Origin of the sequence: Amycolatopsis sp. MtRt-6 (genome assembly GCF_017308975.1) — a bacterium.
Lineage (GTDB): Bacteria > Actinomycetota > Actinomycetes > Mycobacteriales > Pseudonocardiaceae > Amycolatopsis.
The window spans coordinates 61,941-73,669 of record NZ_JADWPD010000018.1; the positions used below are offsets into that span (position 1 = coordinate 61,941).

The following is an 11,729-nucleotide window of genomic DNA, read 5'->3' on the forward strand; positions in this document are numbered from 1 at the left end:
ACGCCCCGCGCACAGGAGGTCCGCCGATGGCCGCGCTCGTTCCGCCGTCGCACGCTCGCCGGCTCCGGTGTCTCGGGGCCGGCGATCCCGACGTGGTCGCCGCGGTCGCGCGCGGCGGCGGCCTCGGCGTCCTCGACGGCGCCGACCCGGCGGACCTGCGGCTGGTCGAGGCCCGGGTCCGGGTGCCGTACGCCGTGCGGACGGACGGCCCCTTGCCCGAAGGCGCGGCCTTCGCCGTCCGCACGAAAGCGCCGTGGGCCGGCGCGCTCGCCGAGGTCGCGGACGTGGCCACGGCTGCCGAGGCCGTGCGCGGCGGCGCGCTGGGCCTCGTCGCCGGTCCGGGGGAGCTGAGTGACTTCGTTTTGCTGCAACAGCTTCTGACCACCTTCGACGTCCCGGTCTGGGGCCGCGTGGCCGGGCCGCGGACGGCCGTGGGCGCGCTCGCCGGCGGCGCGGCGGGTGTCGTCGTCGAGTCCACAGAGGACGTCTCCCGGATCGTCGGCGCGAAGGTGCCCGCGGCCGGCCTTGGCACCGGGCTGTGCCGGACGCTGGGCAGCGCGCTGCCGATCGTCCAGGGCCCGATGACACGGGTGAGCGACCAGCCGGGCTTCGCGGCCGCGGTCGCCGACGCGGGCGGGTTCCCGTTCGTCGCGGTGGCCACGGCGAACGGCGCCCGCACCGCCGAGCTGCTCGCCCGCACCGCCGAGCGCCTCGGCGACCGGCCGTGGGGCGCGGGCATCCTCGGCTTCGTGCCCGACGACCTGCGCGTCGCCCAGCTCGCCGCGATCCGGGCGGCGCGACCGCGGTGCGTGCTGGTCGCGGGCGGGAAACCAGGACAGGCCAAGGCCCTGGAAGCCGACGGGATCGCGACGTTCCTGCACGTGCCGTCGCCGGTCCTGCTCCGCCAGTACCTCGACGCCGGGATCCGCCGGTTCGTCTTCGAGGGCGCCGAATGCGGTGGGCACGTCGGCCCGCGGGCGAGTTTCGCGCTGTGGGAGGAACAGCTGGCTGTCCTCGACGGCGCGAAGGACGTCGAAGTGCTGTTCGCCGGCGGGATCCACGACGCGCGCTCGGCCGCCGTGGTCGCGGCGATGGCCGAGCCGATCGACGCCGCCGGGGTTCTGATGGGCACCGCGTACCTGTTCACCGAAGAAGCCGTGACGCACGGCGCGATCACCGGGCTGTTCCAGGAGCGCGCGCTCGCCGCGGACACCACCGTGACGCTGGAAACGGCGCCGGGCCACCGCACGCGGTGCCTGCCCAGCCCGTACACGACGGAGTTCGCGCAGGTCAAAGCCGGTCTGGGTGACACGCCCGAGGCGTGGCAACGGCTGGAGGAGCTGAACACCGGGCGGCTGCGCGTCGCGAGCAAGGGCGTCCGCCGCGACGGCGAGGCGCTCGACACCGCCACCCAGCTGGCCGAGGGGATGTTCATGGCGGGCGAGGTCGCCGTCCTGCGGGACCGCCGGACGACGATCGCCGAGCTGCACCGCGACGTCACGTCCGGGAAGACGTTCGCGCGCCCGGAGGAACCGGTGCCGGACTCCCGCGACATCGCGATCATCGGCATGGCCTGCACGTTCCCCGGGGCGCGCGACCTCCCGGCGTTCTGGTCGAACATCCTCCGCGGCGAAGACGCCGTCACCGAAGTCCCGCGCGACCGCTGGGACCCGGAAGTCTACTTCGGACAGTCGACGTCGAAGCACGGCGCCTTCCTGCCCGCGCTGGACGTCGATCCGCTGGAGTTCGGCATCCCGCCGTCGGCGATGGGCAGCATCGACCCGGCGCAGCTGGTGTCCCTGGAAACCGCGCGTCGCGCGCTGGCCGACGCCGGGTACGCGAACCGGGACTTCGACCGCGAGCACACGAGCGTCGTGTTCGGCGCGGAGGCGGGCGGCGACCTGGCGAACGCGGGCACGCTGCGGTCGCTGCTCGACGGCTACCTCGACGACGTGCCGCCCGAGCTGCTCGCGCAGCTGCCGGCGCCGACCGAGGACACGTTCCCGGGCACGCTGGCCAACGTCATCTCCGGCCGGATCGCGAACCGCCTCGACCTCGGCGGCGCGAACTACACGGTCGACGCGGCGTGCGGCTCGTCGCTGGCCGCGCTGGACCTCGCGGCGAAGGAGCTGCGGGCGGGCACGAGCTCGCTGGTCCTGTGCGGCGCGGTCGACCTGCACAACGGCATCCACGACTACCTGATGTTCACGTCGGCGGGAGCGCTGTCCCCGACGGGCCGCTGCCGCCCGTTCGACGCGGCGGCCGACGGCATCGCGCTGGGTGAAGGGGTGGCGTGCCTGGTGCTCAAGCGCCTGCCCGACGCCGAGCGCGACGGCGACCGGATCTACGCGGTGGTCAAGGGAGTGGGCGCGGCCAGCGACGGCAAGGCGCTCGGGCTGACAGCCCCGCGCCCGGAGGGTCAGCGGCGCGCGTTGGAGCGGGCGTACCGGGACGCGGGAGTGTCCCCTGTGGACGTGGGGCTGGTCGAGGCCCACGGCACGGGAACGGTGCTGGGCGACGCGACGGAGCTGCGCACGCTGACCGGCTTCTTCACGGACGCGGGCGCGCAGGCGGGGTCGTGCGCGCTGGGGTCGGTGAAGAGCCAGATCGGCCACACGAAGTGCGCGGCGGGCCTGGCGGGGCTGATCAAGGCGACGCTGGCGCTGTGGCACGAGGTGGTGCCGCCGACGCTGCAGCTGAGCAGGCCGAACGAGGCTTGGGACGCGACGGAAAGCCCGTTCACGTTCACCACGGCGGCGCGGCCCTGGGCGGCCCCGGCGAGGTTCGCGGGGGTGAGCGCGTTCGGCTTCGGGGGGACGAACTTCCACGCGGTGCTGGGGGCGGCGCCGGTCGCGCCGGATCGGCGGCACGGGTTGCGGGATTGGGCGCCGGAGGCGGAGGAGGCGCTGGCCGAGCTGGAACGCGCGGCGGCGGAGAAGCGCGCCGATCCCGGCAAGGTCGCCTTCCTCTTCCCCGGCCAGGGCAGCCAGCGCACCGGCATGCTCGCCGACCTCTTCGTGCACTTTCCCGACCTCGCCGAACTCCTCCGCCTCGCGCCCGGCATCGCCGCCACCGCCTTCCCGCCCAACGCCTTCACCCCCGAAGCCGCCGACGCCCAGGAAGCCGCGCTCACCGACACGCGCGTTGCCCAGCCCGCGCTCGGGCTCGTCGAAACCGCCGTTGCCCGGCTGCTCGCCCAGCTCGGCGTCCACCCCGACTTCCTCGCCGGGCACAGCTACGGCGAGCTCGTCGCCCTCTCCGTCGCCGGCGCCTTCGATTCCGAAACCCTCCTGCGCCTCAGCCGGGCCCGGGCGCAGGCCATCGCCCAGGTCGCCCGGCCCGGGACCATGGCCGCCGTCAAAGCGCCACGAGACGCCCTCACCGCCACCCTCATCGGTCCCGATGTCGTCGTCGCCAACCACAACGCTCCCGAGCAGGTCGTCCTCTCCGGACCCGTCCCCGCCATCGAACGCGCCGTCCGGCGGCTCGCGGAAACCGGCATCGGCGCCCAGCGGATCCCCGTCTCCTGCGCCTTCCACAGCCCACTGGTCGCCGGTGCGGGCGAGGTTTTCGCCCAGGCACTCGCCGAAGCACCCGTCAACACGCCGCGGAAACCCGTGTGGGCGAACCGGACCGCCCAGCCGTACCGCGACGACGTCCGCGACGAACTCGCCGCGCAAATCGGTGCCCCCGTGCGCTTCCTCGACCAGATCGAGGCCATGTACGCGGCCGGGGCACGCACCTTCGTCGAGGTCGGACCCGGGCGGGTGCTGTCGCGGCTCATCGCCGACATCCTCGGCGACCGGCCACACACCGTCGTCGCCTGCGGACCCGACCTCAGGGGCTTACTGGCCGCGCTCAAAGCTCTCGCCGACGCCGGTGTCGACGTCCGTCCCGACCGGCTGATCCGGCCGAAGCCGTCCGCACCTTCCGCCACCGCCTGGGCCGTCGACGGGCGGTCCGCCCGCGCGCCCGGCTCCGCCGTCCCCGCACTGTCCCCGGCCCGACGAATCCGGAGTACCGCCATGACCCAGCCCGCGCCCGGCCGCGACCAGGCGATCGTCGACTTCCTGCGCACCACCCGCGAGCTCGTCGCCGCCCAGCGGGAAGTCATGCTCGGCTACCTCGGCAGCGCGCCCGCCCCGGTCCCGCTTCCGGTCGTCATCGAGGAACCCGAAGCGCAGGCCCCAGCAGAAAAGCCGGAAGCCGACGTCATGCGCACCGTCATCGACGTGGTCAGCGAACGCACCGGCTACCCGGCCGACATGATCGCCGGCGACCTCGACCTCGAAGCCGACCTCTCGATCGACTCCATCAAGCGGACCGAAATCGCCGGCACGCTGCTCGCCCGGCTCGGCCTGCCCGCCGACGACCGCACCGACCAGCTCAGCCGCGACCGCACGGCGAACGCCCTCGCCGCGCACCTCGAAAGCTGGCTGACGCCCACACCGCCGGCCGCCCCGCCGCGCCGGTACCGGCTCGAACGGGTGCCCGTGCCGCTGGCCCCGGATCCTGGGCGGCTGCGCGGGAAGACCGTGGCCGCGCCGGACGACGCCGTGCGAGCCGCCTTCGCCGCGGCCGGGGCCGACGTCGTCGAGGCCGACGCGGACATCACCGTGCTGTTCGCCCGCGACCTCACAGAAGTGTTCACCCGGCTCAAAGCGCTGCGGGGGACCGTCCTCGTGGCGGCGGAGCCGGACGCCGTGCCCGGGCTCCGCGGCCTGGTGCGGTCGGCCGCGCTGGAGCGTGCCGGCGTGACGCGGCTCGTCGAGGTCACGCAGGACGTGGCGAAAACGCTGGTGGACGAGGCCCTCAGCGACGGCCCCTCGGTCGTCGGCCACGACGACGCCGGCCGCTTCACGATCGAGCCGCGGCCGGCGGACCTCCCGTCGATCGCCTACTCCGGTGCCGGACCGGGCGGTGGCGAGCTCGCCGCGCTGGGCCTCGGCCCGGACTCCGTCGTCCTGCTGGTCGGCGGGGCCCGCGGGATCACCGCCCACGCGGCGGTCGCGTTCGCCGCCGCCGGGTGCCGGCTCGAACTCGCCGGGCGGACCCCGTGGCCGGGCGAGCCGGACGATCTGCCCGCAGACCCCACGGCGATGCGCGCGGTGCTGGCCGGCCGCGGCGGCTCGGTCGCCGAGATCGAACGCCGCGTGCGGACCGTCCTGGCGCAGCGCGAGATCGGCCGCACCCTCGACGAGATCCGCGCCGCGGGCGGCGACCCTGCCTACCGGGTGCTCGACGCGCGCGACGCCGACGCCGTGCAGCGGCTGGTCAAGGACCTCGGCGGCCGGCTCGACGGCGTCGTCTTCGCCGCCGGGGTCATCGACGACAAGCTCATGGCGGACAAGGACGAGCAGTCGTTCCGGACCGTCTTCGAGACCAAAGCGGCCGGTGCGCGGACCCTGCTCGACGCGCTCGACACCGAACCCGGGTTCGTCGCGTTCTTCGGGAGCATCGCCGCGGTGCTCGGCAATCGTGGCCAGACCGACTACGCCGCCGCCAACGACGCGCTCGAAACCCTCGGCAGGAACTGGCCGGGCCGGGCGGTGACCGTCCACTGGGGACCGTGGGCGCCGGACGCGGACCACGGCGGCATGGTCTCGCCGGAGCTGGCGCGCGAGTACGAACGCCGGGACGTCGCCCTGCTCGACCCGGCCGCCGCCACCGCGGCCCTGCTGCGCGAACTCGCCTACGGCACGGACCGCGCGGTGCTCTACACGGCGTCGCTGTGGTGACGCCGGTCGCCATCGTCGGCATGGGCGCGTTCCTCCCCGGCGCGTCCACAGTGGACCAGTACTGGCAGAACCTGGTCGATGGCACCGACGCCGTCACCGAAGCCCCGGCGCGCCACCGGGACCCGGAGTTCCCCGGCCGCCGCGGCGGCTTCACGCCGGACACCCTCGACTTCGACCCGGTCGCCCACGGCGTCCCGCCGACGTCCCTCGACGGCACCGAGCCGGACCAGCTGACGGCGCTGGCCGTCGCCGTGGCCGCGGTCGGCGACGCCGGTGGCCTCGGCCGGCTCGGCGACCCCGAGCGGATCGGCGTCGTGCTCGGCCGCGGCGGGTACCTCTCGCCCGGGCTGCGGGGCTTCGACCAGCGGGTTCGCACCGTCCGGCAGATCACCCGCACGGTCGGCGAGCTGATGCCGTCGGCGGGACCGGCCGTCCTCGAGCGGCTGCGGACGGCGTTGCTCGAACCGCTCGGCGAGTTCCGGCCCGAGACCGCCGCCGGGCTGGTGCCGAACCTCGCCGCCGCCCGCGTGGCGAACCGGCTGGACCTCGGTGGCCCGGCGTACACGGTGGACGCCGCTTGCGCGTCTTCGCTCGTCGCCGTCGACCAGGCGATCGGCGAGCTGACCCGCGGCCGCTGCGACGTCGTCCTCGCCGGTGGCGCGCACCAGACGCAGGACGACACGCTGTGGTCGCTGTTCACCCAGCTCGGCGCGCTGTCGCCGAGCCGGCGGATCAGCCCGCTGTCCCGCGAGGCGGACGGCATGCTCCTCGGCGAGGGCACGGCGATCGTCGTGCTCAAGCGGCTGGCCGACGCCCGCCGCGACGGCGACCGCGTGTACGCCGTGATCCGCGGCAGCGGCACGTCGAGCGACGGGCGGGGCGCCGGCCTGCTCAGCCCGTCCGTCGCCGGGCAGACCCTCGCCCTGCGCCGGGCCTGGGCGGGCCGCGATCCCGCGGAAATCGGCCTGCTGGAAGCACACGGCACCGCCACCCCCGCCGGGGACGCCGCCGAGCTGACCACCGTCGCCGGCTTCTTCGGCCAGGTGGACGGGCCACGCGCGGTGATCGGCTCGGTCAAGTCGATGATCGGGCACACGCTGCCGACCGCCGGCGTCGCCGGGCTGGTCAAGGTGGCGCTCGCGCTGCACCACGGCGTCCTGCCGCCGACGCTGCACTGCGCCGATCCGAACCCGCTGCTCGACAAGACGCGCTTCCGGGTACTGGCCGAGGCCGAGCCGTGGGGCGCGCTGCCGCGGGTGGCCGCGGTCAACGCGTTCGGCTTCGGCGGGGTGAACGCCCACGTCGTCCTCGAAGCCGGCGACCCGGTGTCGAAGCGACGCGTGCGCGTCGACGAGCCGGAACGCGTGCTGCGCCTGGCCGCGCGCACGCCGGAGGAGCTCCTGGACCGGCTGGACCGGCCGGGGCCGGGCGACGGCCCGTGCCGGCTCGGGATCGTCGCTCCCGACGAGCGCAAGCGGGCGACCGCTCGCCGGGTGATCGCCAAGGTGGCGGCCGAGGGCCGGTCGTGGCACGGTGCCGGCGACGTCTGGTGCAGCGTCGACCCCTTGCTGCCGGGCGGGAAGACGGCGTTCGTCCACCCGGGACTGGAAGCCGGTGGGGAACCGCGTCTCGACGACGTGGCCCGGCACTTCGGCCTCGACCGTCCACAGTGGTCGGAGACGAGCGTGCTCGACCGGGCGGCGAGCGTGTCGGCGGCCGGGCTGCTGCTCGACGACGTCCTGCGGCGGCTGCGGATCCGGCCGGACGCGCTCGCCGGGCACAGCGTCGGGGAGTGGACCGCGATGCGGGCCGCCGGGATGTACACCGCGGCGCCGGACGCCTTGACGCGGTACTGGCCGGACGGCTTCGAGCTGCCCGAGGCCGACTACCTCGTGCTCGGCGCCCCGGCCGCGCGCGTGGCCGGGCTCTTGACAGGTGACCTGGTCATCTCCCACGAGAACGCGGCGCGGCAGACCATCGTGTGCGGGCCGCCGGACGCCGTCGCGGAGTTCGCGACGACCTGCCGCGGCGCCGGGATCGTCGCCACGACCCTGCCGTTCCGGTCCGGCTTCCACACCCCGCTGATGGCGCCGCACCTCGCGCCCTTCGCCCGGCTCGTCGCGGACCTGGACCTGCGGGCACCGGCGCTGCCGGTGTGGTCGGCGACGACCGCGCGGCCGTATCCCGCGGCCCCGGACGACGTCCGCCGGCTCTACCTCGACCACCTGCTGCGCCCGGTCCGGTTCCGGGAGCTGACCGAGGCGATGTTCGACGCCGGGTTCCGGGTGTTCGTGCAGGTCGGGGCCGGCCAGCTCGGCTCGTTCGTCACCGACACGCTGGGCGAGCGGCGGCACCTGGTCGTCGCGGCCGCGTCCGGCACCCGGCCCGGGCTCGCGCAGCTGCGGCGCCTCGCCACCGCGGTGTGGACCGAGGGCGGCGACCCGGACTTCGCGGCGCTGGAACCGCGGCGGATCCGGCTCACCACCGGGAACTCCCTGCTGTCGCTGGGGGAGTCGGCCCGCGGCCTGCTGGACGAACCCGCCGAGGCCACGGACCCGATCGTGGCCGAGTTCACCGCGTTGCTCACCGAAACCCGCCAGGCCGCGGCGGAGGTCGTCGCGGCTGCGCGGCGCCGCGTCGAGTCCACTGTGGACGTCTCCGTGGCGGCCATGCCCCACCTGCGCGACCACCGGTTCTTCCGGCAGCGCGACGGCTGGCCCGACGAGTCCGACTTCCGGCCGGTGGTGCCCGCGACGACGCTGGTCGACCTGGCCTGCCGGGCCGTCGAACGCACCTGGCCGGGCACGACGGCGGTCGCGGTGCGGGACGCCGTGTTCTCGCGGTGGCTGATCGCCGCCCCGGCCCGGCGGGTGCCGCTGTCGATGAGCCGCGAGGGCGACCAGGTGACCGTCGAAATCGGACCGTACGCGCTGCTGACCGTTGAGCTGGGAGCGTTCGCGCCACCGCCGCCACGGACCGCGGTGCCCGGGCCGGAGACCGCGCCGCCGCTGACCGCGGCCGAGGTCTACGCGCGGCGCGAGATGTTCCACGGCCCGGCCTACCAGGGCCTTTCCCGGCTGACCGGGCTCGGCGAGCAGCACATCCGCGGCGACCTGGTCGTCCCGGACGCACCCGGCGGGCTGCTCGACAACGTCGGCCAGCTGCTCGGCTGCTGGCTGATGGCCACCCGGTCCGCCGACCTGCTCGCGTTCCCGCGCTCGATCGGCCGGCTGACCTGGCACGGCCCGGAGCCGGCGCCCGGGACGCGGCTGGAGTGCCTGGTGCGGGTCCGGCTGCCACGGCCGGACGTCCTCGAGATGGACGCCGAGCTGGTCCGTGACGGCCGGGTCCTGGCGCGCATCGAGCGCTGGCGGGACGTCCGGTTCCCGTGCGACCGCGCCGCCCACCGCGTCTACGCGTTCCCGGCGGAGAATCTCCTCGGCGAACGGCGGGACGACGGCTCGGTCGCCGTCACCGACCGCTGGCCGACGGTCGCCGCGCGGGACATCTACGCCGGCATCTACCTCGGCGCCGCCGAACGCGCCGAGTTCGCCGCCGTCGCGCCGAGGCAGCAGCGCGGCTGGCTGCTGACGCGGATCGCGGCGAAGGACGCCGTCCGCGCGCGGCTCGGCGAACCCGTCTACCCGGCGGAAATCCGGGTGCGCGAAGACGGCACGGTGTCCGGTCACGGCCGTGCGCTCCCGCCCTTCGCCGTTTCGGTCGAGCTGACCGGTGACACCGCCATCGCACACCTCAGGAGCACGAAATGACCATCGCGTCCACCACTTTCGACGTCGTCGCCGAGCTCCTCACCGAGCTCGTCGGGGATGCCGAGGTGCTCGGCATCGAGATCACCCCGGACACGACGTTCCACGAGGACCTGCAGCTGGAGAGCATCGACCTGGTGACGTTCGCGAGCATCCTCGCCGAGCACTTCGGCGCCGACGTCAACCTCGCCGAATACCTGGCGGAGCAGGACCTCGACGACGTCATCGGGCTGACCGTCGGCGACATCGCCCGGTTCGTGGGGGAGCGCACGTGCCCACGATGACCGTCAACGGGCTGCGCACGAACGTACAGCTCGTGCCCGCCGGTGGCACCGAGACCGTGGTGTTCCTGCACGGCATGGGCACCGACAGCCTGGCGAGCTTCTACCTGACGCTGGCGCCGCCGGTCGCGGCCGCCGGCATCGACGTGATCAGCTACGACCTGCGCGGGCACGGCAAGACCGAGCGGCCCGAGCGCGGGTACACGCTCGGCGACTTCGTCGCGGACCTCGACGACCTGCTGCGGCAGCTCGGCGTTTCGCGCCCCGTTCACCTGGTAGGCAACAGCTTCGGCGGCACACTCGCCTACAGCTACGCCGTGGCGTGTCCGGAGCGCGTCCGCAGCATCGTGTGCATCGAGTCGGAGCCGGCGACCGCGGTGTGGGCGGAGAAGATGAGCGCGATCCTCGCGTACACCGTGCGGTTCCTGCAGGTCGAGGAGAGTTTTGCCTGGATCGAGGCGAACTTCAGCGCGCACCACCGGCGGCTGGCGCGGCTGGCGGCCGAGCGGATCACGTCGACGTCGATGGCCGAGGAGGTGCCGCTCGGGCCGTTGCTGACCTGGGACCAGGTCGCGGCGATCGGCTGCCCGGTGCTGTCCATCCTGGGCAGTCACGGCTACCAGGCCGACGACCTTGAAGCGCTGACGTCGCTGCTGCCGAACGGCGAGCTGCACGTGTTCGAGGGCCAGGGGCATTCGGTGCTGGTGGAACAGCACCGGGAGGTGCGCGAGCTGGTGCTCGAGTGGATCGAACGGCACGCGGCGTGAGGTTCCTGCTGGTCGTGCCGCCGCTGGCCGGGCACGTGGCGCCGCTCCGCGGGGTGGCATCGGTGCTGTCGTCGCGGGGGCACCAGGTGGCGTGGTGCGGTCCTTGCCCGGAACTGTCCACTTTGGTCTCGGGGCGCGTGTTCCCGGCGGGGGACTCGGCGCCGTTCGCGGTGTCACGGCGTCCGCCGGGGCTGCGCGGGTTCGCCGCGTTGAAGTACCTGTGGGAGTCGTACCTGGTGCCGTTGGCGGACGCGATGGTGCCGGGGGTCGCCGCCGCGGTGGCCGATTTCGCCCCGGACGTCGTGGTCGTCGACCAGCAGGCCATGGCGGGCGCGCTGGTGGCGTCGCGGTGCGGCCTGCCGTGGGCGACGTCGGCGTCGACGTCCACCGAGCTGGCCGACCCGCTGGGCGCGCTGCCGAAGATCGCGTCCTGGGTCGCGGAGTTGCAGGCCGGGTTGCGCGCCCGGCACGGCGTGCGGCTCGGTGACCTGCGGTTTTCGCCGCACCTGGTGCTGGCGTTCACGACCCGGGCGCTGGCTGGGGAGTCGCGGAGGGCAGTGTCCTACGTCGGGCCCGCCTTGCCTGCTGCCGCGGCCGGGTGGTCTCTTGTGGACGATCGCCCGCTGGTCGTGGTCACCTTGGGGACGTCGAATGCCATGGCAGGTGCGCGGTTCCTGGCCGAGAGCGTCGACGCGCTGGCCGGGATGCCGTCGGTGCGGGGGCTGGTGGTCGACCCGACGGGCTCGCTGGTGAGCGAAAGCGTCACGCTGGCGCGCCGGATCCCGCAGGTGGCGGTGTTCGCGCGGGCATCGGTGGTGGTCTGCCACGGCGGTCACAACACGGTGTGCGAAGCCCTGTCGGCCGGGGTGCCGCTGGTGGTGGCCCCGATCCGCGACGACCAGTCGATGCTGGCCCAGCAGGTGGTCGCGGCCTCGGCAGGCGTGCGGCTGCGGTTCGACCGCGCGAAGGCGGCGGACATCCGCGCGGCAATCGAGTCGGCGGAGCAGTGCCGACCGGGCGCGGCGAAGATCCGCGAGTCCTTCGAGGCGGCCGGCGGAGCCGAGGAAGCGGCAACGCGCTTGGAATCTCTGCTGGGCCGTGATTGAGGAGGCATCACACGTGATCAGAGGGGCATCATTCGTGTCTGGAGGGGAACTACGTGTGATTGGAGGGGCA

5 protein-coding genes are annotated in these 11,729 nt (G+C 74.4%); all 5 read left to right on the forward strand.

The genetic code is table 11. From position 1 onward, the window contains the following. The first annotated feature begins 26 nt into the window (after window positions 1-26). Genes I4Q55_RS27830 through I4Q55_RS27850 form a run of 5 tightly spaced genes read left to right on the forward strand, consistent with a single transcriptional unit; the run spans window position 27 to window position 11,659 of the window. Window positions 27-5,738 carry a type I polyketide synthase gene (locus I4Q55_RS27830; protein ID WP_206791716.1) on the forward strand — a complete coding sequence of 1,904 codons (5,712 nt, stop codon included), beginning with the start codon at window positions 27-29 and terminating at the stop codon, window positions 5,736-5,738. Continuing rightward, window positions 5,732-9,508, forward strand: coding sequence for a type I polyketide synthase (locus I4Q55_RS50640; protein ID WP_206791717.1), 3,777 nt, complete (start codon window positions 5,732-5,734; stop codon window positions 9,506-9,508). The genes I4Q55_RS27830 and I4Q55_RS50640 overlap by 7 nt, the downstream gene beginning before the upstream one ends. Further along, window positions 9,505-9,789: an acyl carrier protein gene (locus tag I4Q55_RS27840; protein WP_206791718.1), complete on the forward strand. Its 285-nt coding sequence runs from the start codon at window positions 9,505-9,507 to the stop codon at window positions 9,787-9,789. The genes I4Q55_RS50640 and I4Q55_RS27840 overlap by 4 nt, the downstream gene beginning before the upstream one ends. After that, entirely contained in the window at window positions 9,777-10,553 is a 777-nt protein-coding gene (locus I4Q55_RS27845) for an alpha/beta fold hydrolase (protein ID WP_206791719.1), read from the forward strand. The genes I4Q55_RS27840 and I4Q55_RS27845 overlap by 13 nt, the downstream gene beginning before the upstream one ends. Further along, a complete protein-coding gene (locus tag I4Q55_RS27850; protein WP_206791720.1) occupies window positions 10,550-11,659 on the forward strand; it encodes a glycosyltransferase in 1,110 nt (369 codons plus the stop codon). Before I4Q55_RS27845 ends, I4Q55_RS27850 begins: the two co-directional genes overlap by 4 nt. Window positions 11,660-11,729: the final 70 nt, after the last annotated feature.

Bases quoted from the DNA above. Each gene is read 5' to 3' on its own strand.
- I4Q55_RS27840 (WP_206791718.1), top strand. From the start codon at position 9,505: ATGACCATCGCGTCCACCACTTTCGACGTCGTCGCCGAGCTCCTCACC.
- I4Q55_RS27830 (WP_206791716.1), top strand. From the start codon at position 27: ATGGCCGCGCTCGTTCCGCCGTCGCACGCTCGCCGGCTCCGGTGTCTC.